Below are 25,685 nucleotides of genomic sequence, written 5' to 3'. Positions count from 1 at the left end.
CGGCGCCGCGCGAAGCGCTTGCGGGCGGACGAGGGGTCACTCTTCGGCCTTCTGACTTCTCTGCTGTCGGAGGGGGGATCAAGTTGGTCGCTCCCAGTTCCTCCGGCCGTGGGCTTCGGCTCTGAACGAGACTGCGCCCGCACGCCCGCGTTCTGTTCGGGCAGGCTCTCCGGCCCGGACACCGAACCGCCACGTTCGACTAGCTGTTCAGCGGTCACACCACGACTTCCTTCACCGGACCTGCCGAAAGCCGGTGTCGATCCCGCGAACGCAGCCAGCAGTCGGCCCGCCCGGCTCTCCGGAACGGGGCGCTGAGGTCTGGAGAAGGCCGGTGTCGCCCCTGCGAACGCGGCCAACAACCTTCGGAAGGCACCGTCACTTCCGATCTCCGTCACCCCCTCCGGCAGTCGGAACCTCACCGTCGGTGACCTCTGACGGTTCGTCCCGCTCCTCGTCGGTCGACGGCACCAGACTTTGCACGTACCGAGAAAGCTTTTTGATCACCACGGGGGCCGCTGCACCCAACCCGAACGCGACCAGGCCGCTCTCCGCGATCCCCGCTGTGCTGACCGCCGCAGTGGTAGCGGCGGCTATGCCCAACTGCACCGTGACACTCACTGCGTACACTCCGCCCCCAGGGCCGTGCGGCCGAGTCCACGGCCAGCCCTTCACACGCCGTGACGCTTCCAAGAAGACCACGCCGAGATTCGCTGTCGCGCCGGTTGCTCCCCACAAGGCGAGGTTCCAGTCGGCCGCTGACACCGGGTCCATCCACACAGTGTCTCCTATCGACTACAAACCGTCACCACCGGCCCAGTCAATGTGACGCTCTGTCTGCCAAGGAGCCTCGCGTCACGCACCCACAACCGCCGGAGTCCCGCGTTGAATCAGTCGCCTCACCAGGGCGTTGTCGAGCGGGCCTCTCTCACCGGATCGCGCCGATCGAGTGGCGCAGCGGGAATTCAGCCGGTGGGTGTCGCCGCGTAGGTTCCACAGCCCAGCCTGCGCCCCAGCGGGTCGCAGGCAAGACCGCCGACTCTGGCGCCTGAGCTTCCGCAGACACCCGCTGCGACCATGACGCCAGCAGCGCGGCAAGGGGCCGGTGACCGCTCTGCTCTCGGCCTGTGCATTCGGACTCGACGGGCCGCGCGGTCAGAATGAGCCGACTCTTGCCAGAGGCACAGGCGACACGAACCGTTCGAGAATTCCCCGATGCCGCGCAAACCCTTTTCGGCCACGTCGAGCTCGGCGGGCTTTCGGGAGTCCGGGCGGCGAACCACGCCGATCCTGGCGCGCACGCCTTCCGGTAGTTCGGGGGCGCCTTCGAAGCGAATCGCCGCAGAGAACCTTCAGGACGGTTTCACCCGAGGGGCCCACCCACTCCAGCGGGAGGGTTCGGAGCCTGCCTAGACGTGGCGGTGATGCCGATGAGTCGAGTGGCCGGTTCCGCCACTCGACTCATGCCCTCGACCACGTTGTCCGTGATCGTCGAGGGCGTCTGCCTCGACATGTCCGCCCCAATGTGACCTCCGGCTCGCCCCAGGTCATCGGGTCGCCGAAGGCGAACTCGCCGCCGTGGCGGCGATGCCTGCCCATCGTGCCCGTCGGCCGTGGTGGGACCGGGCGATGCAGAACCCGATCGGAGCGCATCCGCACCAGCACCGCGATCGGAAGACCAGCCGGCACGTGCGCCAGGCGGGATCGCGCGGTACTCACCGCATTGCCTGGACCGCGCAGCCCGGCCGCAGGTCGTCACCGCCCGCCCGATCTCCTCGGACTGCAACGGAAGCCATGCCAGCCGCTGTTCGGGTGAATCCGCCCGAAGGCGAGGTCTGCACGGACGGGCGATCTGGTGGCCCCTGGTTCGGTAGCGCCATCGGAGCATTACCTTTGCCACGGACCACAGCGAGGAAGGTTGCTGGCATGTGGGATTCTATCGACCCGGCGAAGGCGAGCAGAGTCCCACAGCCGGGTCGGCCAGGTCTGGCCGTGCATCCGCACGATCGTCGTGGTTGATGTTGAAGGGCTCGGCGATCGTCGCCGAACCAACTCGCATCAGGTTGCGGTCCGCAGCGGTCTGTACCGAGCACTGAGGCATTCCTTCGAGCAATCGGGGGTATCGTGGCATCCGCACACTCGCCGACCCGTCACACCAGCCGGCCGTACCGCGTGAACCAGGCGAGGATGTCGGTATCACCCGCACGGTGGTCGTCGCCCGCCGGTCGTCAAGTCCGCCGCCGCAGACGCCGACGAACCACCCATGGTCAGACGGCTACAGGGCCCCGGGGTCCTCGCCGGGCGCCCCGGCGCGTCCAGCGACCCATTTGGCTGCGTCTTACGGCCTGTCCGACGACGGTGCTCTGCCGGTAAAGCGGGGTGCATAGGTCATCCGGGGATCGCCTGAACGGCGGAGGGCCCCGGCAGATGTCCTTTGTGGACTGAGGCCGGGGTGGGCGACTACCGGGAACCCTGGGCCGCGCTGGCGCGTCGTTCGGTCTTCGCCTGGTTCAGGTTCGAGGCGATCAACCGGGCTGTGGGGTGGTCGTCTCCGAGTACCTGTCTGCTGTGGGTCAGGGCTGCTTCGTACAGTCGGATCGCGCTGTCGCGGTCACCGACGCGGTGGTGTGCGTAGGCCAGGTTGTGCCGCGACACGACGGTGTCGGGGTGGCCGGGGCCCGGCGTCCGCTCCTGGCCGGCGAGCGCCGCAGCGAACAGCGGAATCGCCCGCTCCCAGTCGCCCTGCGTCTCGCAGGTGGCGGCAAGGTTGTTCAGCGACAGGAGGGTGTCCGGGTGATCCGGGCCCAACACCCGTTCCCGGGTGGCGTGGACCGCCTCGAACATCGGGATCGCCCGCTCCGGGTCGCCAAGGGAACGGTAGAGGTAGGCCAGGTTGGCCTGCGAGTTCAGCGTGTGGGGGTGTTCCGGGCCCAACACCCGTTCCCGATCGGTCAAGGTCGCCTCGAACAGCGACAGGGCGCGGTGCCGGTCACCTGCAGAGTCGTATGCGAGGGCGAGGTTGTTCCTGGAGGTGAGTGTGTCCGGGTGATCCGGACCCAGTACCCGTTCCCGACCGGCGAAGGCCGCGTGCGCGAGCGGGACCGCCCGGTCGGCGTCGCCCACCGCCGTGTAGGCGGTCGCCAGGTTGTTCCGCGCGGCCAGCGTGTCCGGGTGGTCGCTGCCCGAGGTGCGCTCCAGGTGGGCCAGGCTCGCTTCGATCAGCGGGATCGCCCGGTCGGGGACGCCTGCTGTCTGGTGGGCGACGGCGAGGGTGTTGCGCGCACCCCGCCGCTCACGGTCGGGCCGGTGAGGCGGGCGGCTTGGGAGAGGGTCAGTTCCGCGCCCTCGGCCAGTGGGACGGTGTCGGTCTTGCCCAGGTGCAGGCTGATGTGGCGGGTGCCGTCGTCGGTGGTGCCGTGGGAGAAGCCTGACAGGTGTGTCCACTCGTCGGTGTCGGTGGTGCGGATCCGGACGCCGGTGAAGTCCTGGTCGATGCCCGTGGTGTGTCCGCCGAAGAGAATGTGGCGCGGTTCGAGCACGTACTGCGCCACGACCGGGTCCGACCAGTTCTCCGTGGTGTGGACGGTCGTGCAGTCGCAGGCGGTGATGCTGCCGCCGTCGAGGACGCGGCCGCGCAGGGTGAGCGGCTCGTCCTGGTGTGGTGAGGGGATCTCCTCATATCCGGCGGTCGGGTTGTCGAGGTCGAGCGGCTCGTAGGTCGGGCCGGGGCGCAGGTCGGTGAACAGCTGGATGCGGATGCCGTCCTCAGTGCGGTGGAGCCGGCCGGGGACGCGGTTGTCTTCGTCTCCGGGCTTCCAGAACAGACCGGTCGTGCTGAACGGCTGATTTACCTCGGGCAGGGCCATGCGCACCTGTGTAGCAGCGCCAGCTGCGGATGGCGGCCATCTCGACGGCGTCGCGTCAGGGAGGACCACGGAGCAACGGTACCGGTCACTCGATGTCGTGAACTTGCCACTGGCTACGGGGCGTCCCGTTGCTTAGTCGCACGAACAGTCGCTCTCGGTTGTCCAGTCGCTTGCGACGCCAGCGGCTGGATTCCTCCGGATGCAGGCGACAGGATCAAAGTTCACGCTGGTGAAGTCGATCCAGTTCGCCGATGATGGCGGGATAGGCGTTCGGTTCGACCTCGACTACTCGATCGACGATGTCGAGCCAGTTTCCTATGGTGAGCGCCCTGGCGAGTTGTTTCCGGAACGGGAGAGGTGAGGATCCGGCCCATAGCGGAGGTGCGCCGGTGCGAGTTACTGGCGTCTGCTCATTGCTTCTGTCGGGATCGAAGAAGCGTTCGACCCTCTCCGCAATCTCGGTCAGGGTACCCATGCGATCGGGTAGGTGGGGCACCGACACGGCGTACCGGGTGGTGCGGTCCGGTTGATCGGAGGGCTGCTTCCGGATGGCGTTCAGTCGTCGCAGGAGGTGCTCGGCTGTGGCCTGGTCGGCCATGTTGGCGGCGGTGCGGAGTGCGGGGAGCAGTATCGCCGCCTGTTCTTCGATGTCGTCCGTGCCCGTAGCTAGGCCGATCGTCTCGTCGAGCAGGTTCTTGCTGCGGGTTCTCTCCGCGACGAAAGTGAGCGCCGCCGCGCGGTGCGTCGTGACCGTGGCCGATCGTGCGAGTCCGGCGGCCTGGTCGTCGTCTCCGCGCGCCAGGAGCACGCGGATCATCTCCAGGCGCGGGCGTCGCTGTAGTGATGGTGGTGTGATCCGATCCAACGCGTCGACGAAGCGGTGGAGGTCACCGGTGGCGGCGAGTCCTTCGGCGAGGCGTTCCCAGGCCGCCGCCCGTATCTCGGCGTCCTGGAGTGAACGGGCCAGCGGTTCGGCGCGGTCGACGTCTCCGAAGTCCGTCATGACGTCGATCCATCGTAGGAGTCTGCGTTCGTCGACGTCGGGTGACGCCGAGCGCGCGGCCTGCTCGGTCGCTTCAAGGACACGTAAGGCCCGGTCGGTGTCGTTGCGACGCAGGAACGCCACGGCCACCGACAGGGCTCCTCCGAAGTGTCCGCATGGCAGCAGTTCGGAGAAGACCATCGCTTCGGCCTTGTCGCAGTGTCCGGCGTCCGCGACAGCCACTGCGGTCGCCATGACGGTGAACCGGCGGAAGCCGCCGGCGGGGATGTCGTCGAGGACGGCCTTGATTTCGGCCACGAGGCGGTTCGCTCGGGCGGGCTCGTCGTTCCTGCCCGCTGTGACGGCGACCGCCGCGAGCCGCGCGTACTGGTACTGCGCGTCCTCGGCGGTCCGGGCGAGCGCCTCCGCCTCGCCCAGTCGGCTGCTCTCCGCCATCGCCTCGGTGATGTGCAGCAGCGTGTCCTCACGGTCTTCGACGCTGTCGCGAGTTCGGGCGAGCGAGACCGCAGCATCGTCGAACCCGCCATTGGCCAACATTTCCGCGACCGCCATCACATCGCCCCGTGTCCGGAGTTCATAGGCCTGTTCGGGATCGGCGACCAGACCGGCCAACTCGGCAGCTCTTCTCGGGTGGCCCAAGGCCGCTGCGGCGGCTGCCATCGTGGCGAACACGATCGCGTGCACGTGATCCATGCGGTGGCCGAACACGTTCCGGCCCACGGGTCTGTGTTCGAAGGCGTCCTCGGCGTCGCGGTACCACTGCTCGGCCTGCTCACGGTCCGAGACGGCCAGGGCTGTCAGTGCCATCGAGGCGTACACCCGGGCCTTGGACGATGCACGCTGGACGTCATCTACCACACGTCGTGTCCTGTCGTGGTCGCCGATCCGCGTGGCCACATCGGCGAGTTCGCGGTGCAGCCATTCACCCCAGTACTGATTGACGGCCCGGACCATCGCTTCGGCCTTGTCGAGGAGTTGCGACGCTCGTCGCGTGTGGCCGTCACGATGCAGCTCGTGTGCCGTCGCCATGAGCGCACGGGCACGCGAGACGGGATCGCTCATCATCACGATGAGGGATTCGGCGTGCTCGACGCGGCCGGCCATGGCCCACACCTGCGGCAGCGAGGTCGGTATCCAGTCCCCGCTTTCCTGCAGGCTCGTGCGGTGGACGGCGAGCCTGGCCAGCGCGGTGAGGTCCGGGTCGTCCTCTCCGAGGAACACCGACTGTGCCGCCTCGATCTCGCCCACGGAGCCATGGTGGTGGCCGAACGCCGAGTACGCGATTTCATGTCTGCGGGTGTCGGTGATGTGATCGAGGAGGCGGGGCAGGTCGCCGATCGCGATCAGCGTGGAGGCGTAGCCCCGCAGCAGATAGCGCGGTGTGTCCGAAGGCCACCCGCGCGCACGGTAGGCGTCGGCCCACGTGTGGAGCCGCTCGTGGTAGAAGCGCAGCCGGGAGCCGAGCATCTCCGACGCCAGAGCGTGGAGCTGTTCGTGGGCCAGGATGTAGACCGGGGGGTCGCCGGGACGGCGGGAGAAACTGCGCCCGGCCGTGGTGCGCAGGTCGTCCTCGACCTGCCACGGCGACGTGCCGGTCAGTTCCGCGAGGTCGCGCGCGGACAGGCCGCCACCGGCCGCGGTGACGAACCCGAGCAGGTCCTGCTGGACCCGGCTGCCGTGCAGGAGTCGTTTGAGGTCCCTGGTCATCACGTCGCGCACGGCGCCGGCTTTCGGTGAGGCGGACAGGTATTCCACGTGCGCGGACGTGCGCAGCGGGTGCTCGGGCGGGACGTCATCCGGGAGGTCAGGGTCGGGCCGCCCGGCCACGATCACCCGGACGCCGCCGCGTGGAAGCAGCGCGGCGATGCTGTGGGCATCGGGTGAGCCGTCGACCCCGCGGTCCTCATCCAGACCGTCGACCACCAACGCGAAGTGCTCACCCCGCCGTTGGACCCGCTCTGACACATCGACGAGCAGCCGCCGGAGATGAGGCTCGCGAGTGGTGTCGGTGAGGTCGGAGCGAGGACGTTCGCCTGCGATGTCGTGGAGTTGGTCCAGGACGTTGTCCACGAAACCGCGTCGGTCGTTCTGGCCGGGTAGCCGGGAGGTGACGAAGAACGACACGAGGCGTACCCCAGGCGGGGGGTGCATGACGAACCACGACAGCAGCGCGGACTTGCCCGACCACGCCTCCGCCTGCCACCACAGGTAGCCCTCCACCGTCGACGCCGATGTGCAGAACGCCGACAGGACGGCCAACTCCTTCTCCCTGCCTTCCAGGATGTCCGGCGCCAGTGCGCGTACCTGGGACGAGTAGGCCGAACGCACGGGACCTGCCGCGTCCACGTGGACGTCGCCCAGCATCACGCCGACCTGCACCACCGAACCGTCGACCCGACCCGATACCTTGTTGTTGGTCCACCTCACCCACCGATCATCCCGCCGCTCCCTGGCCCCTGACAGCGGCGTGTGGGTGAGGCTCGAACCCCGCCTGGACACACGATGTCCGGCACGCGGTAATGGGCGTGAGATGAACGAGGTCCTCGGCGAGGAAAAGGATCCGCGACGTCCGCAGCATTGTCCGTCCCTGGTTCCAAGCCCGCCGACGCACTGGCAGGACCTGCTGCGTACCGGCCCCGACGATCTCGCGGGCCGCAGCACGATCGGGGACGTCACGACGCTGGAGGTGGACGTGGCGGGTGATGTCGAGCAAGAAGGGACGAACGACGAGGTTGTCGTCGACCTGGGCAGCGTTCGACGTCACCGACCTATAGCGGGAAGCCGTCCGTACCACCAGGGCCTGGACGTGTGGGGTTTCAGAACTCTGCGTTGAGGCGCTGAGCTGCGGTGATCGCGCCTCACGAGCGGTAGGAGCACGCTCGTGAGGCGTGGTGCTACGACTGCTGTACCTGGTCTTCGTCCGGGTCGTCGGCTGGTTGGTTCTGCTCGGCCGGTCATCGGCGGCCAAGGACGTGGAGTTGCTGGTGCTGCGGCACGAAGTCGCCGTGCTGCGCCGAACCAACCCTCGCCCGCGGTTGGACTGGGCCGATCGCGCGATGCTCGCCGCGTTGGCCCGACGCTTACCCGGCTGGTTACGGCAACACCGGTTGGTGACACCGGGGACGCTCCTGCGATGGCACCGGCGTCTGGTCGCGAAGAAGTCGACGTACCCGAGCCGCACCGGCCACCTCCGATCGACGACACGGTTGTGGCGTTGATCGCGCGGATGGCCCGGGAGAACGCCGGGTGGGGCTACCGTCGGATCCAGGGCGAGCTGCTCAAGCTCGGCCACCGGGTAGCCGCTGCAACGGTTCGCCGCGTGCTCAAGCGCCTGCGGATACCGCCCAGGCCCCAGCCGCGACACCGACACCTCCTGGCGACGATTCCTGCGCGCCCAGGCCGCGAGCACGTTGGCCTGCGACTTCTTCCACGTCGACTGCGCCCTCACCCTCAAGCGCGTCTACGTCTTCTTCGTAATGGACGTCGCCACCCGCTATGTCCACATCCTCGACACCACCACGAACCCGAACGGCCCGTGGACCACGCAACAAGCACGCAACCTATTGCTGGATCTCGGTGACTGGGTCGACGACTTCCGGCTCCTAATCCGCGACCGGGCCGGCCAGTTCATCGCCTCGTTCGACGCAGTCTTCTCCGACGCGGGCATCCAGGTCGTGAAGATCCCACCACGGTGCCCACGAGCCAACGCCCACGCCGAACGGTTCATCGGAACCGCCCGACGCGAAGCCACCGACCGCCTGCTCATCATCAACGAACACCACCTGCGAGCGGTACTCGACCGCTACGCGACCCACTACAACCACCGCCGACCCCACCAAGCCCTACAGCTCGCACCACCACGACCGGACCGGCCGATCGCAGAGGCGGACTACATCTCAATACGCCGTCGACCAGTCCTCGGCGGCCTGATCAACGAGTACGAACACGCAGCCGCCTAACCGCAGGCCAGACCCTATAGCCGACTTTTGACACCCCACAGGGCCCGCTTGCTGCACACCCCGGCCCAGGCCGCGCGCCTGCTGGCGGTACGGGAGTCCTGGATTCGTCGCATGGCCGGACAACGCCGGATTCCCTGCACTCTCCTGGGCAAGCATCTGCGCTTCTCCGACACGGACCTGGACCTCATCGTCCGCCGGGGCGCCCGCCCCGCCCGGCGACTCGCTCCCAGAACAAATGATTGTTGCATTTCTTTGCGTATCGAGCGTCACTGTACGTCCGCCCGGACACGGGCGGAAACCGTTTACGAAAGGCGGTAGCCGAAATGGCCTGGGTGGAGAAACACGGCGACGGATTCCGGGTGCGATATCGACTTCCGGACGGTTCGCTGCAGTCCGAGACCGGATTCGCGACACGCGGTGACGCGGACGACCGGGCCGCGGACATCGAGTCCGACCAGCGGCGGGGCCGGTTCGTCGATCCGCGTCTGGCGCAGACGTCGGTCGGCGAGTGGGTGGTCCGGTGGGTGGAGGCGCACGATGTCAGTGGTGTCACCGAGGCGACCTACGACTCCCACCTGCGCAACCACATCCTGCCCCGGTTCGCCACCACCGAGTTGGGCGACCTGTCCCGGATGACGATCAAGGCGTGGGCGAAGACCCTGCGGCGGTCGTTGAGTGACCGCAGTGTCGCCGACGTCGTCGGGCTGCTGTCAATGATCCTGGGCGAGGCGGTGGACGAGGAACTCATCGGCTCCAACCCGTGCCGCAAGCTAAGGCTCAACGCCGGCGACCAACTCGAACGGCCGCACGCCGACGCCGACGAGGTGACCGCCATCGCCGGCCGCATGACGATGCCCGGCAACGCCGCCCTGGTCGTCACAGCCGCGTACACCGGCATGCGGTGGGGTGAACTGGCCGGGCTGCAATGGGATCGGGTCGACGCGGACAAGCAGGAGATCCGCATCGACGCACGGGACGGCGCCCTGCACGAGCTGCGCGGCCGACTCGAACTCGGACCGCCCAAGACCCCGGCCAGCGTCCGCACCGTCCACCTGCCGAAGTTCCTGACCGAACTGCTCGTCGAACTCCGCTGCGACACACCAGCCAGGCGGTTCGTGTTCACCGGAGTCGACGGCGGACTGCACCGACGGTCCAACTTCCGCCGCCGGTTCTGGCTACCCGCGCTGCACGACGACACCACCCTCGGCAGGTCGCCCATCAAGCCCCACATGCACTTCCACGACCTGCGCCACACCCACAAGACCTGGCTCATCGAGGACCACGTCCCCGAAGTCCTCCAACACAAGCGGATCGGCCACAAGTTCCGCGGCGTCATGGGCGTCTACTCCCACGTCACCCGACCCATGATCGACACCATGCTGCAAGGACTACAGGTGAGATGGGAGCAATACGGGAGCAATACGGCGTGAACACTCCGGGGCAGCAATTGGGGTCGAGATCGCGTGCCCTCAATTTGCCCCCACACACGATCAACGGCTCGTAGACGATGACCGTCTACGAGCCGTTGACCTGCAAAAACACACTGTGGGCGATACAGGGATCGAACCTGTGACCTCTTCGGTGTGAATGAAGCCTGCAAAAGCCCTCTACCAGCGAAAACGCCATTGCCGCAGGAAATACACGACCCTCGGGAGCCGTTGGACGCGGTTCAGCGCCGTCCGACGCGTCCAACGGCTCCCATACTGCTCCCACAACCCGCTCCCACGTGCCCCCCAGCCCGCCAACACGTGGCATCCCCGACCCAATCCTATGCGGAGGGAACCACCACCAGGCAACAAGTCTCCGCCCGACACGGCAACAAAATCCGCCCATGTCGTGAAGCGGGAGTTGGAATTGACCATCGTCGCCGTTGTTCACGTGCGTCGTCCGGATCGATTCGATCCGCGCTTTCTGGCCAGGAAGCCCTGCGCATCGGTCCGTCAAGCCTCGCCGCTGCCTCGTGCTTCGGGTGGCTGCTCGAGGTTCTGCTGGCGCTGGCGCTGCTCGGATTTCAGGCGATGGACCTCTTCTACGAAGTCCTCCAGCGCCTGGTCCTCGTTGCTCGCGCGTTTGTAACGCCCGACGCCGACCTCGAACGCCTCCCACTCCTGCTCGATCGCGTCGGCGGTCTGCTGGAGGTAGAAGCTGCGCTCCTTGTACTTGTAGTAGCCCATGAACCCGCTCGCGAGACCGACCGCGATGGAGATGCCGAACGTGACCCACCTGAGCGCTTCCAGTTCGGCCGCGATCGCCGACGACCCTGTCGCGCCCAGCGCCCCCACGATGAGGATCGCCTGCATGAGGTTGTTGACGTTGCGGTACTTGCGGCTCTCCGCCCGCAGCTTCTCGATCTCGGCGTACGCGTCCTCCTTGTAGATCAACCGCCGGGTCCTCGAGTCGTATATCCCGTGCGCCACCTTGAACTTGCGCACATCCTGCGTCCGGGCAAGTTCGAGTTCGAGCTCCGACTCACGACGCCTGCGCCGGGAACCGTCGGTGTACGACTCGACCGGACCGCCCGGTGCCCGAGTCAGGCGGATCGCCGCGACTGCGAAGACCAGCACCACCGGGGCGCAGACCACGTAATACGGCCACAACTGGTCCCAGGTGAACCACGGCAGCCAGAACAGCACGTACAACACGAAGAGAGTGAGTGGACCGAGGGCGATCGACCAGCCCGCCGCCAACCTCCTACGACGCGCGATCCGCACGGCGCTCTCGAGTTGCCGCAACGTGTGGTTGATCTTGAGCAGTTCCTCGTTGGCGGCAATGCTCTTATCGCGCCGCTGCACCCCTTCCCCGCCAGCGGGGGTCGCCTTGGGTTGTGCCGGCGTGCTGCGCGTGGCCACGTGGGATCACCTCGTCCGATTGGGGGCCAGCAGCACGACGGTGCCGGAGATCTGGAAGAACGTTCCACCGCCGCCCATCGTGAACCCGCCGCAGAACTCGACGAGCCGGGGCGCGGCGTCCTCGTCCAGCGCGGAGAGGTCGACGATCACGACGTGGCCCGCGCGCAGGTGCTCGACAACCTGCCACTCGGCGTCCCGGTGCTCGGTCGGCGTGAGCCGGATCGTTTCGCCCAGGTGCACGGTGGCGTCAGCGGGTGGTCCACCGCCTCGACCGGTCAGCGCCTCGACCTCCGTGATCACGGAGGCGACGGAGCCGCCCGCGTGACGGACCATCGGTCGCGGCGGTGGTGGCGTCGAGGGGGTTACGCGGGGCACGGCCACGCGAACCACGACGAACAGGGCGCCCAGAATCGACAGCGGCCAGACCAGAACCTCGACGAATCTGAGCGCGAGGTCGAGAGAAGTCACAGTGCGCGAGCGTAGTGCGTGAAGCCGATCTTCGTTACACCTCAACGAACATGCGCTGTCACGTGGAATCACTGCTGGTTGCCAGCATCGAGGGCAGAGCGACCACTCCTGCTCGGGCAGTTAAACGAAGAAGTCCTGACAACCGATCGAGGACGACCCCAATCAGTATGTCGGATCGAGTCAGACAGGGGAGCACGACGGTCCACTCCGGCGAGGTGTCTCACACACCTATCTCCCGAATCCGACGACGTCGTACTTCTGCCCCAGCAAGCGCATGACTGACCGCCCGGGATGAGGACATAGCGGAACCTACTCATGGACCTCGGAGACCGGGCAGACGACCTCCGGTTCCTCATCCGCGACCGGGCCGGCCAATTCACCGCCTCATTCGACGCCCGCCCTCTCCGACGCAGGCATCCAGGTCGTGAAGACCCCACCACAGTGTCCACGAGCCAACTGCCACGCCGAACGGTTCGTCGGCACCATCCGACGCGAAGCCACCGACCGACAACCAACACCACCTCAGAACAGTGCTGAACCACTACGCGGCCCACTACAACCACCGCAGACCACACCAAGCACTGCAACTCACCCCACCACGACCGCACCAGCCGATCACAGAGCAGGGCTACACCTCGATACGCCGCCGACCAGTCCTCGGCGGACTGATCAACGAGCACGAACCAACAGCAGCATAAACGCAGGTCAGACCCCATAGCCGAGTTTTGACACCCCACAGGCACCGCAGGCTCGTGGCACGCAAGTGGGATCACACCGCGCAGCGACGTACGGGACGCCGCCCACCCGAGCCGCGATCAAAACGGTCGTGCTATGGCTCGCCAGAGAGAACCCGCGATGGGGTCATCGGCGGATACAGGGTGAACTGGCCCGACTCGGCCACCGCATCGCCTACTCGACGGTCTGGCGGATCCTGCACGACGCGGGCATCGACCCGGCGCCACGCCGTAATGGCCCGACCTGGCGGGAGTTCCTCACCGCCCAGGCCCAGGTCATCATCGCGGCGGCTTCCTCCACCTCGACACCGTGCTCGGCAAGCGGCTCTACGCACTGGCGTTCCTCGAACACGGCACCGGGCGCATGCACGTCACCGACGTCACCTCCACCCGACCCGGGAGTGGACGACCCAGCAGGCCAGCAACCTCGCCGCCGACCTCGGAACGCGCATGGAGTCCCCACGCATCCTGCTCCGCGACCGCGACGACAAGTACGGCCACGCGTTCGACACCGTCTTCCCGGCGGACGACCTACGCGTCATCAAGAGCGCGCCACAGGCGCCTCGGACGAACGCCCACCGCGAACAAGTCATCGGCACCATCCGACGCGAACTCCTCGACCACATCCTGATCATGGGCGAAGCCCACGCACGACAAATCCTCAAGACCTACGAGAACCACTACAACCACCACCGACCCCACCAAGCCCGCGACCAACCACCACCCGAGACCCAACATCAACCTCCGGCAGCACACAACCTCAACACCCGCAGACTGCAACGCACCCGAGTTCTCGGCGGTCTGATCAACGAGTACAGACACGCCGCTTGACCAGCAGCGATGATTTTTCGAGCGGCACAGGCCCGCCAGGAGAACGACCGCAGGGATCACCGACGGATCCAGGATGAACCGACCCATCTCGGCCACCACATGGCACCCTCGACCGTCCCGTAGCTCCCGCCTGACGCGGGCGTCGGACCGGTGCCACGCGGTGTCCGTCTTGGGCAAGACCGACCGACGACCTGCCAGGCGGACCGATCGGCTCGCTGGCCGCGACCTGCTGACTACCCGGAAGTGTCCGCCGTGCCGCTGTTCGGCACGGCGATCCGCTGTCCCCGAGTCGTGATCAGCCAGTCGTAGAGGTCGGTGGTCCGGGCGACCATGCCCCCCACGCGGTGCCGTTCGAGAATCGTGCGGCGGGCTGCCGCACCGAGCCGGGCACTGCGCTGGGGGTCGAGGGCCAGCCGGATCAGGGCCTCGGCCAGCGACGTCGGGTCGCCTGGGGCCACGACTTCCCCGTTGACGCCGTCGGTGACGAGATCGGCCAGCCCGCCGACAGTTGTGGCGATCACCGGCTTGCTCAGGCCCATGCCCTCGGCCACGGCCAGGCCGAAGCCCTCCGAGAGGCTCGGTGCGACAATGGCGTCCGTCCGCGACAGCACGCCGGGCATCTCGTCCGGCAGGCGGGGGCCGTGGAAGAGGACGATGTCGTCGAGGCCCAGGCGGCGGACCTCCTCGCGCGCCGCGTTTGCGTATTCGGACGGGCCGTCCGGACCGACGATGACCACGCGCAGGTGCGGCGCGCTCGGGAGGGCTATCGCTGTCGCTCGGATCAGTTCCAGTATCCCCTTGGGACGGTAGATCCGGCCGACGCACAGGGCGATCCACGTGTTCTCGTCCAGTCCCCAGGCGGGACCGTGGCCGGTCGGTGGCCGATCGCCTACGGCGGGAGGCGCCTCGACACCGTGTGGAATCAGGTGGATGCGCTCGGGTGGAACGCCTTCGGTGCGGGCACGGTTGTAGTAGAACGAACTTGGTGCGATGACCGCGTCCGGAGCCAGCCTGTCGAAGACCAGTCGCAGCCGGCCACGGCCGAACGCCTCGGTCTGCGGTGCGTGTTCGTGGATGGTGACGACCAGCGGGACGTCTTGGTGATCGGCGACCATGCGGCCGAGGACGGCGGTCTCGATGCTGTTCGCATGCACCAGGTCGATCGAATCGAGCCCGTCCAGCACGCCCTGCAGTTCGTCCAGCACCGAGAACTGCATGGACCGCCATGTGACGCGCCTGGTGTCCCGCAATTGCTCGGTGTAGCGGGTGAGTCGGTGCACGCCCGCCTCGGAAGTGGGTGCCGACTCTCGCAGCGATCGGGTGTGGCCGTCGGTGACCACGGTGACGGTCCACCCCGTCTTCGTCGCATGCGCGTAAAGGCGGTGGGCGTATCGTTCCGCGCCTCCTGGAGAGGGCGGGAACCACGGGGCCAACAGTAATGCGTGCGGCACGGTCAGCCTACCTCGAAGGCGGCACGCAGGGCGTCGCGATGGGCTCGTACGTAACGGATGTCTGCCTCGTATAGGTCGGCGTGACCCTCGGCGATGTGCTGCTGGAACGCCTCGTTGCCCTGCGCGGCTTGGTCACGCATGAAGTCGATGAGCGCCTGCAACCGGTCGGGGACGACATCGACGACCTCGACGCCCACCTCCGCTCCGTACGCCCGGCAGAAGGCGGCGACCCGGTGCCCCTGCTCCAGCGGGGTGCCGAAGCTCTCCGGGTTGTCCGGGCCCTGCAGCGGCGCGAACCGGTAGACGGCGTAGGCGACGTCCCAGACCCGAGGTCCGGGGTGGGTGGCGTCGAAGTCGATGAAGCCGACCGGCAGGCCGTCCTTGACCACACAGTTGTACTGGGCGGCGTCACCGTGGCACATGACCTCGGCCGGTTGCCTGGCAGGGAAGAGCCAGGGGTCGTCGGGGTACGGCTGGAAGGTGACGCTAGCATCGTGCAGGCCCCGCAGCAGGGTGGCGACAGCGGCGAGCAGTTCGGGCGTGCGCAGGTCGGGTGTCAGTGCCTCGGGCACCTCGCCGTCGAGAAAGGTGAGCATCTCGTTGCCCTCGCCGTCGAAGCCCCGTGCCTCCGGAGCACCGTGGAACCCGTGATCGTGCAGGTGCTGCAGGAGTCGCTGGATCGCCGGTGACGCCGGTGACGCCGGCCGGTGCACCACGTCACCGTTGCGGCGCACCAAGTTCACGCCGCCCTGGAATTCCTGCCAATCAGTCATGTGGTACTCGCTTTCCAGTCCGTGTCGGCCCAGCGGGTGACCGACTCGCGCCGGTACTCCTCGGCCAGGGTGAGGTTGCGCTGCCACTGGTCGGCGACGTAGACCGGCGCCCATTCCTGTTCGCGCTTCCACAGCGCGACCTGGTCGCGGAGCTGGTCGTCGGTGAGGGTCTGCTCGTCGCGCTGGTCCTCGGGGCGGCCCATCGCCACCCAGGCGCGGTGCCAGGCGACGTGCCGGACCGGGTCGTGCTCGCGTGACGGCGCGGGCCCGATGGTCATGTCGTCCGGGTCGATGCCGTACAGCTCCCGGTAGCTGCCCACCGCGCCGGCGCGGGCGGCCCACAGTCGCCGGTCGTCGTCCTCCTCGGGCATCGGGCCCAGCGCGACCAGCGCCCAGTCGGGCGGGGAGATGATCGCGGCGCGGGACATGATCTCGACCCGCTCGTCCATGAGCTTGCCCAGGTCCTGCGCGTACTCGCTGATGGTGCCCGCGAAGGACTGCAACCGGTTGGTCCACCGGCCGGGGCACAGTTGGTCGGAGGTGGGTTCGAGGAGCTTGTCGACCCGAGACCGGATCACGGCGGAGACTGACTCGACGTCGTCGAGGGACCGTTCGTTGCCGACCGCGACCGCCCCATCCGCAGACAGCGGCAGGATCCACGAGTCCCGGTCCGACGTACGCGCGCACCGACCACAGGTCGACGTCATCCCGCCGCGTACCGGTTGCGACCGGCGGGCTCGCATCTTTTCCTGCTCGCGAAAGCGTTTGATCGGCCAGCCATGAACCGTGCGCATATCCGCTGGTCAAGGCCGGTTCGACAGCGGTCCGGGCGGTGTGTCGGCAGGGATCGATGCGCCTGACGCATTACTTCCATACCCGTGACGTGGGTGTGGTGGCGTGCCCGCCCTCTAGCGTCTCGCCGTGTTCGGTGGTGAGACCGGCGGGCGGCCCCTCGCGGGGGCGCCCGCCGGCATCGTCCGGCTCCGCAGCAACGGGGTCGGCCGTGCGCCCCACCGTCGGGCGGGCGGGGTGGTCGGTGGCCTTCGACAGCAGCGCGACCGCCCCGCGTCCCGATCGATCACGTGATGGAGGACGCCGAATGAGATTACGACCAGGCCGCCGCGGGCCGGGAGGCGCGGACCGCACCGGGTGGCTCGGAGCACTCCTGTCCACCTGGCAGGGGACCCTGCGACTGCTGACGGCGCTGTCGGTCGTGACGATGCTCGTGGTCCTGGCTGCCAGGTTCACGAGCTTCGAGGTCGAGCTCGGGCCGGTGAAATTGCGGTTCACACAAGGGCAGGCACAGTAGCCGTTCTCCGGACGCCGCGCCGCCGCCGACTGACCACCACCGGCCGGGCATCCTCGGGCGGTGGCGACTCCCGGTCGGTGTCACCGCATCGGGCGGCTTGCCTCCCGGAACGGGCATGGCCAGGACGGTGATCGGCACGGCGTGTGTAGCAGTAGTCGCAGGAGGTGCATCGGCCGTTCGTCGAGTTACCACATTTACCCTGACCAGCGGAAACAACGCTCGGCAAGGTGGCCGGGTGAACTCCGTCGACCGCTTACCGTGGATTCCGGGCCGTCGGTCGACCGGCACCCTGCGTCACTGGTCACGACGCCCTTAGCGTCAATGCCGGTACCTGGCACAACGCCAACGGGCGGCCCCGCACGGGGCCGCCCGTTACCATCCCGGACCCGGTGCAACGGGCCGGTCGGTCGCGCCGTCTCCGGGTACCGGCGGGGCGGCCGGTGCTCGTCACAGCAGGTCCGGCCACCCCGCGCTCACCGATCGATCATTCGGAGGACGCGAGATGAGATTAGGTCGGCGGCAACGCCGCGACACCTGTCGGTGCGCCGACGAGACACCTGTGTGCGACGACCGGCACGCCGCGCCGATCGCTCCCGATGAATCCCCCGGCCGGACGGTCCTGCGCCACCTGGCCACCTGGCCGGGCACCCTGCGGCTGCTCCTGGTCCTCACCGTCGTGGTCGGGCTGCTGACGGTGCTGATGCTGGTCACGCCCATCCGGCCCGTTGACCGGACTAAGGGACGACACGCCAGGTAGTTCTGCTACGGTTTCCTCGCCTCCTTCCGCGCGACCTCCCTGTTCGCGCACGTCCGGCGGCGGTTCAGGCCGGATCTGTTCGCGCTGGTGGAGGAACGCGGCCGCGCGCTGAAGGCCGAACCCCACCGGGTGCGGCTGGCGCTGGTCGCGGTCAGCAGGATGGTGCTGCACACCGGCCGCGACGTCGACCTGCTCACCGCCGAGAACCTGTTGGCCCTGCGCGCGAACTCCACGCGGCGACGCGGCTGTCCGGACCCCGACCTGCCGCTGGCGTGGTCGTTGCTGTGCGGTGTGGCCGACATGGGCGAGCACGCCACCCTCAGGGACGCGGTGCGCCACGGCCGCCAGTCCACCGCAGAGATGGTGGACCGCCACGGCATCCGCTCCCGCGACGTCCGGGAGGTGCTGATCCGCTACCTCGACGAACGCCGACCGGCGATGGACTACAACAGCCTCGTCCAGCTCGCCGCCCGCCTGGCCGGAAGCTTCTGGGCCGACATCGAGCGGCATCACCCCGGCATCGACAGTCTGCACCTGCCCGGCGAGGTCGCCGAGGCGTGGAAAGAGCGGATGCGGACCACGACCGGTGCCGCGTCCGGCGCCAGGCCGCGCAAAGAGCGCTGGGGGTTGTTCGTCGTGGTGCGCTGCTTCTACCGGGATGTGCAGGAATGGGCTCAGGACGACCCTTCCTGGGCGCGGTGGAGCGTTCCGAACCCCATCCGCAAGAGCGACACCGTCGGCCACGCCAAGGCCAGGCGGCGCAGCACCGCGGAGATGCACCAGCGGGTGCGGGACCGGCTGCCGCACCTGCCCGTCCTGGTGGAGACGGCAGAACGGGAGAAGGCCGACGCTGCCCGGTTCCTGGCCCTGGTCCGGCAGGCCCGGCTCGGGGCGAGGTCGTGTTCGACGGGCGGCGGTACCGTCGGGTCGCACCGGCCGCGTACGGAACCCCCTACTACAGCGGGGACACCCTTCCCACGCGGGCAGAGGACCTCGACTCCGGAGAGGTCGCCGACGTCGCGCAGGACGAGCACGAGGCTTTCTGGGCCTGGGCCGCGATCGAAGTCCTGCGGCACACCGGCGTCCGGATCGAGGAGCTGCTGGAACTCACCCACCTCGCCCTGGTCTCCTACCGGTTGCCCGACACCGGCGAGGTCGTCCCGATGCTCCAGGTCGTGCCGTCCAAGGCCGACCGCGAACGCCTGCTGCTGGTCGGCCCCGAACTGGCCAGCGTGCTGGCCACGATCATCACGCGGCTGCGCGCCGAGAACGGCGGCACGGTCCCGGCCACCGCCCGCTACGACCCCTACGAACGCGTGACCGGGCCGCCCCTGCCGCACCTGTTCCAGCACCGCGTCGGCTGGCGCTGGGAGGTGCCCGACAAGAAGACCGTCCAGAAGTGGCTCACCCGCACCCTGACCCGCACCGGCCTGACCGACCAGGCGGGCCGCACCCTGCACTGCACCCCGCACGACTTCCGCAGGATGTTCGCCACCGAAGCAGTCTCCGGCGGCCTGCCCTGCACATCGTCGCCCGCCTGCTCGGCCACGCCAACATCACCACCACCCAGGCCTACACCGCGATCTTCGACGACGAACTCGTCCGCTCCTACCGGACCTTCCTCGACAACCGACGCGCCCTGCGTCCCGAGGCCGAATACCGCGAACCCACCGAGCACGAGTGGCGGGAGTTCCAGCAGCACTTCCACACCCGCAAACTCGAACTCGGCGAATGCGGACGCCCCTACGGCACCCCCTGCAAACACGAACACACCTGCTTAACCGAAATGATCTTGGAGCAGATCCGTGTCCAGTTCGAAAGCGGCGAGACTACCTAGAGTAACTACGAGGACTTTCGCGGAACATCGGCTCGGGCGTGTCGTGTGGTCGTGCAGGTCCGAGTAGTCGCGCTTCACGGTGTGACAGGTCGTTCCGGTCAATTCATGAAGCAGCCCCTCGTCCATGAGGCAACGTCAGCAGCCACTGCTGCGACTGACGCGCGTGGCGATCCTCGAACCACGGTTGCCACCCGCGCTCAGCATCCTCGTTGATCGTGAGGAACCGTCGACTGTGGGCGGATTGGATGAGGTAGCCGACTCCATCTGGGCTGTCCTCCAGCCGCCACCGTTGCCACGGTTCGCGATGGACTTCCCACATAACCGGGTGAATGTCTCCCGAAGTTGGGACAGTTGAGTCCAGCGCGAGCGCGTTGGCCAGGGACACGATCAGCACTTCACCAGCGGTGCCGCTTGGCTTGAGCTGCCAGAGTTGGTGCTGCTGGCCGTGTGGCGACCATACTGTGGCCCCGGTCCCTGGCTCAGTGCCGAAGGCGGTGTCGAGCGCGAAGCCACATGCCCTGTTGATGATCAGGTAAGGACCGCTCACCTTGTCTCTGCGCCTGAAGACAGTCCGAATATCGTCCACGCCGATCACCAGACCGGGCAGACGTAGCTCGAGTTTCACCGTGGCCATGTCCGCTCTATCGACTACTACCGGCCACTTCGTTTCAGCGCCGAGGTGTAGACATCGCACCTGCTCGCAAGCCCTGGGCATGCTCGGCCGCGCTGCCCGTCCGCTCATCGGCACGAGCAGACGGGCAACTGGTGTGGATCAGCCGTTGGAACTCGACTTCTAATAGGGCTTTGTTAGGTCGAGTGATGGGATGTGTGGGCGGTGTGATCTTCTGCGGTGGTGACGCCGGAGGAGACGGCCGAGGTGCGGCCGGTGATCGAGGGGTTCGCCGCGGAGGTGTTCGGCGGGTTCGCCCGTCGTGACCAGCGCGGGAAGGGTGAGCTGTATCTGCGTGGGCTGCTGCTGGATGGCAGGCGCAAGTCCATGCAGCCCATGGCCGAGCGCCTGGGCTTGGATCATCAGCAGTTGCAGCAGTTCGTCACGAACTCGACCTGGGACCATGTCGAGGTCCGGCGGCGGTTGGCGGTGTGGGCGGCGGGGTTCGTCGATCCTGACGCGTTGGCGATCGACGACACCGGCTTCCCCAAGGACGGCACTTCCTCGCCCGGGGTGGCGCGGATGTACTGCGGGGCGTTGGGCAAGCGGGGCAACTGCCAGGTCGGGGTCAGCGTGCACGCGGTCACCGACTGGACCTCGGCGGCGGTGGACTGGCGGCTGTTCCTGCCCGAGTCCTGGGACGACCACAAGACCGACGACGACCAGGCCGCGGCGGAGATCGCCCGCAAGCGGGCCCGCTGCGCGATCCCCGACAAGGTGCGGCACCGGGAGAAGTGGCGCCTGGCACTGGACATGGTCGACGAGCTGCTGGCCTGGGGCATGCCCCGGCGACCGGTGGTGGCCGACGCCGCCTACGGCGACAACACCGCCTTCCGCCAAGGGCTGACCGACCGCGGCCTGACCTACGCGCTGGCGGTCTCGGCCTCCACCAGCCTGCACCCGGCCTCGTCGGTCCCGGTTCCGGCGACCTGGTCGGGCACCGGCCGCCCACCGACGAAGACGACCTACCCGGACAAGCCCATCACCGCCAAGACCCTCGCGACCGAGGCCGGGCGCTCGGCCGGGCGGTTCGTCCTCTGGCGCCACGGCTCCCGCAAGAGCGCCGGCAACCCGACCGCGACCATGCGCTCGCGTTTCCTGGCGCTGCGGGTGCGCCCGGCCAACCGAAACATCCCGCGCGCCGCCGACGGCAGCCTGCCCGAGTGCTGGCTCCTGGCCGAATGGCCCACCGGCGAACCCGAACCCACCGACTACTGGCTCTCGACCCTGCCCTCCGACATCCGCCTACGGGACATGGTCAGGATCGCCAAGATCCGCCGGCGGATCGAACACGACCACCGCGAACTCAAAGACGGTCTCGGTCTGGACCACTTCGAAGGCCGCTCCTGGCTGGGCTGGCACCGCCACGTCACCCTCGCCTCCGTCGCCCAGGCCATCTGCACCAAGCTCCGTCGCACCCCACAAGCCCCTGCGCAGGCCTGACCCTCTACGCCGTCCTGCGCCAACTCCAAGCCTTACTCACTGCCTGGACCGGCATCTGCCACACCTGCAGACAACCCGTCCAGGCCACAACCAACCCACAGAAACCACAGGTCAACAGCACCTAACAAAGCCCTACTAGTGGCGCGTCTTGGAGGGTTGACCCGGTAATCGAGCGGTTGGGTTGATCGGCGAGGCTGGTCCCGCGTGTCGAGTGCGGGAGGTGGTTGTGGCTCGTCGTCCGAGCGTGTTCGTGAGGCCGTTGTCGATGGAGGAGGGCCGGAAGCTTCAACGGGTCACCAGGACCGCGAAGGATCCGGTGCGGTTGCGGCGGGCGATCGTGGTGCTGATGTCCGGTCAGGGCCAGGCGGTGCGGGACATCACCTCGTTGATGCAGGTGAGCGAGGACTACGTGCGTGACGTGATCCACGCGTTCAACGAGCGGGGGTTCGCGGCGCTGGACCCAAAATGGAGCGGCGGGCGGGGTCGGACGATCGGTGAGGCGATCCGTGAACGGATCTGTCTGATCGCCCGCACTGCGCCCGCCGACTGGGGCATCACCGCGTTCTCGACCTGGTCGTTGTCCAAGCTGCGCGACCATCTGCTCGACCGCGGCACCGTGGCCGCGGTCAGTCGGGAGACGCTGCGGCGCATCCCGCGCGACGCGGGCGTCTCCTGGCAGACCACCACGACCTGGAAGGCGTCCACCGACCCGGACTTCCTTGCGAAGATGCACCGCATCCTCGACCTCTACGACCATCCGCCCGGCGACGGGCGGGTGATCTGCGTCGACGAGTTCGGGCCGCTCAACCTCATGCCGCGCAAGGGCAAAGCCTGGCGACCTGCCGGGTCGCCGCGCCGATTACGGGCGACCTACAACCGTCGCCATGGCGTGATGCACATGCTCGCCGCACTCGACCTGACCACCGGAAAGATCCACTACCGGATCCGACGCCGCAAACGCCACCGCGAGTTCCTCGACCTGCTCAAGACCCTGCGCGCCCGGTGGCCCGACCAGCGGCTCCACCTGGTCATGGACAACTTCTCCCCGCACCGGCACCCCGACGTCCGCGACTGGGCGACCGACCACGACGCCGAGCTGGTGTTCCTGCCGACCTACAGTTCCTGGCTGAACTGGATCGAGGCCGAGTTCGCCGCCCTGCGCTACTTCGCCCTCAACGGCACCGACCACCTCACCCACGCCGAACAGAACGCCGCCATCGGCTCGTTCGTCCGCTGGCGCAACGCCCGAGCCCAGCCCAAGACCGGCTTCGCCACCGACTCACCCATCCGCACCTGGACCCATTACCCGACCAAGGTTGCGTGACATGGCACTAGTCTCCCCCTGCACACGTAGTTGTGATCTTGAGAATTTCGAGAGCGCCGTTCCGGATCGACGCTCGCTGCTCGGGGGACAACTTCCAATCGTCTTGCGGCTCTCGCCCGCTCCGCAGCCTGCTGACATAGGCCCGACACTGTCGCCCGGCCCCTTCGGTGAAAACCGCTTCCGAAAGATTCTCGAATACTTCGTTGGACAAACTATACTGAGGCTTCCCGAACTCTCCCCCAGGCACCGAGACCAATGGCGTCGGGTCATCCACCCGAGAGCCTACGTAGACGCTTACAGCAGCCTTGGCGTAATGCGACTCGACCAGATCATGAGCTTTGACCACGACATGAGAATGAGCTTCCTTCTCGACGCGAGCTTGCAGGTCCTGAGGCGAGGGCGAACACCCGGCAACGACCACCAGAACGGACATACCTGCAAAAATCAGCCTTCTCAGCATGACCACCGCCCTGCGGCACAGATCGCATTGGCCTTCTTGTAGTTCCGCATCATGGCGTCATGATAACTCTTGCCGTACGGACCCAACTCTCCTCTACTGTAAGACTCGTTAAGTTTGGGGAGACCGATATTGTACGCAGCTGCGGCCAACTGCTCCGTGGAATACTTCTGCTTCATAGCAGCCGGAGCGCTGGCCTCGATGTCCACTTGGAGATCCTTCAACACGTAGGCCGTCATCTTTATTGCCAGGGCGTCATTTCCGATCATGTCGACCGATCGAGTACCGGCAAACTGTTCCGGGTGACGACTTGCCGTCTCGACGTAGAGCGCTTCCTGCACGTTACCCCAACCAATCGACGGAGGATTGTCCTTGAGGACACCCTCGTAGAGACCCATCCACTGAAGACCGATCTGGATCCACTGTACCGCGTCGTCGATCCCACCGAGTCTTTCAGACTTGCCCACCTCGATCATGAGAATGGCTAGCAGAAAACGTGGGTCGACACCAGCCTGCCTGGCCGCAGGCATAACGGCCGCTATCCAGTAGTCTGGCCCCTTGAACGTGTTGCAGCCCGCGCAGACCGGGTATGAACTGCCTACGGCAGTCGACGCCGGACCTCCACAGGACTGGAGGGCGAGATAAGAAGGAACACCGGCGCAATTGTTTTGAGCGGTAGGCTTTTTGGCGCTCGCAGCAGATTTTCGAGCCTGCTGACCGATGAAGTGGGCTACGGGATTGAAAGCGTTCGACTGGTCGTAGTTCCGCCCTCCGCAGCCTGTGGGGTGTCAGAACGTTGCACTGGGCTGCTGAGCTGCGACGATCACGCACGCTGGACCACCAGGGCATGATCGTGGGGTGTGGCGTTACGAATGCTGTACCTGATCTTCGCCCGACTTGGTGACTGGCTGGTTCTGCTCGGCCGGTCCTCCGGGGCCAAGGACGTGGAGTTGCTGGTGCTGCGGCACGAGGTCGCCGTGCTGCGCCGAACCAACCCCCGCCCGCAGTTGGACTGGGCCGATCGTGCGGTGCCCGCCGCGTTGGTGCGACGTCTGCCCGGCTGGTTACTGGAACACCGGTTGGTGACACCGGGCACCCTCCTACACTGGCACCGACGCCTGGTCGCGAAGAAGTGGATACCCCACCGCACCGGCCGCCCACCGGTCGACGACGCCGTCATGGCGTTGATCGAGCGGATGGCCCGGGAGAACACCGGCTGGGGCTACCGCAGGATTCAGGGAGAACTGCTCAAGCTCGGCCACCGGACAGCAGCCTCGACCATCCGCCGTGTGCTCAAGCGCCTGTGGTTACCGCCCCAGCGCGACACCGACACCTCCTGGCGACGGTTCCTCCGCGCCCAGGCATCCGGCATGTTGGCCTGCGACTACTTCCACGTCGACTGCGCCGTCACCCTCAAGCGGGTCTACGTGTTCTTCGTGATGGAAGTCGCCACCCGCTACGTGCACATCCTCGGCACCACCGCGAATCCGGACGGCCCTCAGACCACGCAACAAGCCCGCAACCTGCTCATGGATCTCGGCAACCGGGCAGACGACTTCCGGTTCCTCATCCGCGACCGGGCCGGCCAATTCACCGCCTCGTTCAACGCAGCCTTCTCCGGCGCAGGCATCCAGATCGCCAAGATCCCACCACGGTGCCCACGAGCCAACGCCCACGCCGAACGATTCGTCGGCACCGTCAGACGCGAAGCCACCGACCGACTACTCATCCTCAACGAACACCACCTGAGATCAGTGCTGCAGCACCACGTAGCCCACTACAACCACCGCAGACCGCACCAAGCCCGGCAACTCGCACCCCCACGACCGGACCGACCGATCGCAGAGCCGAGCTGCACGTCGATACGTCGCCGACCAATCCCCGGCGGCCTGATCAACGAGTACGAACCCACAGCAGCCTAACCGCAGCTCAGAGCACATGGCCGAATTTCGGCACC

23 protein-coding genes are annotated in these 25,685 nt (G+C 67.3%); 10 read left to right on the top strand and 13 right to left on the bottom strand.

Annotated elements, in window-relative coordinates; genetic code table 11:
• Positions 1-375 precede the first annotated feature (375 nt).
• The 5 genes from AC0HI0_RS03120 to AC0HI0_RS03100 form a co-directional block, all read right to left on the bottom strand.
• Positions 376-771: a hypothetical protein gene (locus AC0HI0_RS03120; RefSeq protein ID WP_480930710.1), complete on the bottom strand. Its 396-nt coding sequence runs from the start codon at positions 769-771 to the stop codon at positions 376-378.
• Between the two features lie 687 nt (positions 772-1,458).
• Positions 1,459-1,716 carry a transposase gene (locus tag AC0HI0_RS03115; RefSeq protein WP_480930709.1) on the bottom strand — a complete coding sequence of 86 codons (258 nt, stop codon included), beginning with the start codon at positions 1,714-1,716 and terminating at the stop codon, positions 1,459-1,461.
• Between the two features lie 741 nt (positions 1,717-2,457).
• Positions 2,458-3,225 (bottom strand): tetratricopeptide repeat protein, encoded by a 768-nt coding sequence (locus AC0HI0_RS03110; protein ID WP_480934242.1) that lies wholly within the window; start codon positions 3,223-3,225, stop codon positions 2,458-2,460.
• Positions 3,216-3,863, bottom strand: a complete 648-nt coding sequence (locus tag AC0HI0_RS03105) for an ApeA N-terminal domain 1-containing protein (protein ID WP_480930708.1) — start codon at positions 3,861-3,863, stop codon at positions 3,216-3,218. Before AC0HI0_RS03105 ends, AC0HI0_RS03110 begins: the two co-directional genes overlap by 10 nt.
• Positions 3,864-4,077: 214 nt before the next feature.
• Entirely contained in the window at positions 4,078-7,293 is a 3,216-nt protein-coding gene (locus AC0HI0_RS03100; RefSeq protein ID WP_480930707.1) for a hypothetical protein, read from the bottom strand.
• Positions 7,294-7,396: 103 nt separating this feature from the next.
• Between AC0HI0_RS03100 and AC0HI0_RS03095 the strand changes: the two genes are divergently transcribed.
• From AC0HI0_RS03095 to AC0HI0_RS03075, 5 genes are all read left to right on the top strand, one after another.
• Entirely contained in the window at positions 7,397-7,699 is a 303-nt protein-coding gene (locus AC0HI0_RS03095; protein WP_480930706.1) for a hypothetical protein, read from the top strand.
• 55 nt (positions 7,700-7,754) lie between these two features.
• Complete coding sequence (locus tag AC0HI0_RS03090; RefSeq protein WP_480930705.1) at positions 7,755-8,084, top strand: integrase; 330 nt, start codon at positions 7,755-7,757, stop codon at positions 8,082-8,084.
• A gap of 192 nt (positions 8,085-8,276) precedes the next feature.
• The gene (locus AC0HI0_RS03085) at positions 8,277-8,825 is read left to right on the top strand and encodes an integrase core domain-containing protein (RefSeq protein WP_480930704.1); all 549 of its coding nucleotides are present in this window, start codon (positions 8,277-8,279) and stop codon (positions 8,823-8,825) included.
• 27 nt (positions 8,826-8,852) lie between these two features.
• Positions 8,853-9,143 carry a helix-turn-helix domain-containing protein gene (locus AC0HI0_RS03080; RefSeq protein ID WP_480930703.1) on the top strand — a complete coding sequence of 97 codons (291 nt, stop codon included), beginning with the start codon at positions 8,853-8,855 and terminating at the stop codon, positions 9,141-9,143.
• Positions 9,144-9,184: 41 nt separating this feature from the next.
• Positions 9,185-10,255: a tyrosine-type recombinase/integrase gene (locus AC0HI0_RS03075; protein ID WP_480930702.1), complete on the top strand. Its 1,071-nt coding sequence runs from the start codon at positions 9,185-9,187 to the stop codon at positions 10,253-10,255.
• Positions 10,256-10,765: 510 nt separating this feature from the next.
• On the opposite strand, the gene AC0HI0_RS03070 is transcribed toward AC0HI0_RS03075, so the two are convergent.
• Together AC0HI0_RS03070 and AC0HI0_RS03065 are read right to left on the bottom strand one after the other, a co-directional pair.
• A complete protein-coding gene (locus AC0HI0_RS03070; RefSeq protein WP_480930701.1) occupies positions 10,766-11,674 on the bottom strand; it encodes a DUF4231 domain-containing protein in 909 nt (302 codons plus the stop codon).
• A gap of 6 nt (positions 11,675-11,680) precedes the next feature.
• Complete coding sequence (locus tag AC0HI0_RS03065; RefSeq protein ID WP_480930700.1) at positions 11,681-11,974, bottom strand: cell division protein SepF; 294 nt, start codon at positions 11,972-11,974, stop codon at positions 11,681-11,683.
• Positions 11,975-13,326: 1,352 nt separating this feature from the next.
• Here AC0HI0_RS03065 and AC0HI0_RS03060 point away from each other — a divergent pair.
• A complete protein-coding gene (locus AC0HI0_RS03060) occupies positions 13,327-13,707 on the top strand; it encodes an integrase core domain-containing protein (protein WP_480930699.1) in 381 nt (126 codons plus the stop codon).
• Positions 13,708-13,940: 233 nt separating this feature from the next.
• Here the strand turns inward: AC0HI0_RS03060 and AC0HI0_RS03055 are convergent, their stop codons facing one another.
• From AC0HI0_RS03055 to AC0HI0_RS03040, 4 genes are all read right to left on the bottom strand, one after another.
• Complete coding sequence (locus AC0HI0_RS03055) at positions 13,941-15,158, bottom strand: glycosyltransferase family 4 protein (protein WP_480930698.1); 1,218 nt, start codon at positions 15,156-15,158, stop codon at positions 13,941-13,943.
• Between the two features lie 2 nt (positions 15,159-15,160).
• Positions 15,161-15,931 (bottom strand): phosphotransferase, encoded by a 771-nt coding sequence (locus AC0HI0_RS03050; protein WP_480930697.1) that lies wholly within the window; start codon positions 15,929-15,931, stop codon positions 15,161-15,163.
• Positions 15,928-16,509, bottom strand: coding sequence for a hypothetical protein (locus tag AC0HI0_RS03045; RefSeq protein WP_480930696.1), 582 nt, complete (start codon positions 16,507-16,509; stop codon positions 15,928-15,930). The genes AC0HI0_RS03050 and AC0HI0_RS03045 overlap by 4 nt, the downstream gene beginning before the upstream one ends.
• A 1,239-nt stretch (positions 16,510-17,748) precedes the next feature.
• Positions 17,749-18,531, bottom strand: coding sequence for a hypothetical protein (locus tag AC0HI0_RS03040; protein WP_480930695.1), 783 nt, complete (start codon positions 18,529-18,531; stop codon positions 17,749-17,751).
• Between the two features lie 365 nt (positions 18,532-18,896).
• On the opposite strand from AC0HI0_RS03040, the gene AC0HI0_RS03035 reads away from it, so the two are divergent.
• Positions 18,897-19,778: a hypothetical protein gene (locus tag AC0HI0_RS03035; protein ID WP_480930694.1), complete on the top strand. Its 882-nt coding sequence runs from the start codon at positions 18,897-18,899 to the stop codon at positions 19,776-19,778.
• Positions 19,779-19,937: 159 nt separating this feature from the next.
• On the opposite strand, the gene AC0HI0_RS03030 is transcribed toward AC0HI0_RS03035, so the two are convergent.
• Positions 19,938-20,468: an RICIN domain-containing protein gene (locus tag AC0HI0_RS03030; RefSeq protein ID WP_480930693.1), complete on the bottom strand. Its 531-nt coding sequence runs from the start codon at positions 20,466-20,468 to the stop codon at positions 19,938-19,940.
• Between the two features lie 219 nt (positions 20,469-20,687).
• On the opposite strand from AC0HI0_RS03030, the gene AC0HI0_RS03025 reads away from it, so the two are divergent.
• Both AC0HI0_RS03025 and AC0HI0_RS03020 read left to right on the top strand, forming a co-directional pair.
• Positions 20,688-21,947 carry an IS701 family transposase gene (locus AC0HI0_RS03025; RefSeq protein ID WP_480930692.1) on the top strand — a complete coding sequence of 420 codons (1,260 nt, stop codon included), beginning with the start codon at positions 20,688-20,690 and terminating at the stop codon, positions 21,945-21,947.
• A gap of 244 nt (positions 21,948-22,191) precedes the next feature.
• On the top strand, positions 22,192-23,271 hold the full coding sequence (locus tag AC0HI0_RS03020) for an IS630 family transposase (protein WP_480930691.1): 1,080 nt from the start codon (positions 22,192-22,194) through the stop codon (positions 23,269-23,271).
• 453 nt (positions 23,272-23,724) lie between these two features.
• On the opposite strand, the gene AC0HI0_RS03015 is transcribed toward AC0HI0_RS03020, so the two are convergent.
• Positions 23,725-24,195 carry a hypothetical protein gene (locus tag AC0HI0_RS03015; RefSeq protein WP_480930690.1) on the bottom strand — a complete coding sequence of 157 codons (471 nt, stop codon included), beginning with the start codon at positions 24,193-24,195 and terminating at the stop codon, positions 23,725-23,727.
• A gap of 405 nt (positions 24,196-24,600) precedes the next feature.
• Here AC0HI0_RS03015 and AC0HI0_RS03010 point away from each other — a divergent pair, with 405 nt between their 5' ends.
• The gene (locus tag AC0HI0_RS03010; RefSeq protein ID WP_480930689.1) at positions 24,601-25,650 is read left to right on the top strand and encodes an integrase core domain-containing protein; all 1,050 of its coding nucleotides are present in this window, start codon (positions 24,601-24,603) and stop codon (positions 25,648-25,650) included.
• Positions 25,651-25,685: the final 35 nt, after the last annotated feature.

The sequence above is a fragment of the Saccharothrix sp. NBAS 001 genome, from assembly GCF_056640475.1.
Note: the sequence above shows the minus strand (reverse complement) of the source record. Positions and strands in the feature narration are given on the sequence as shown.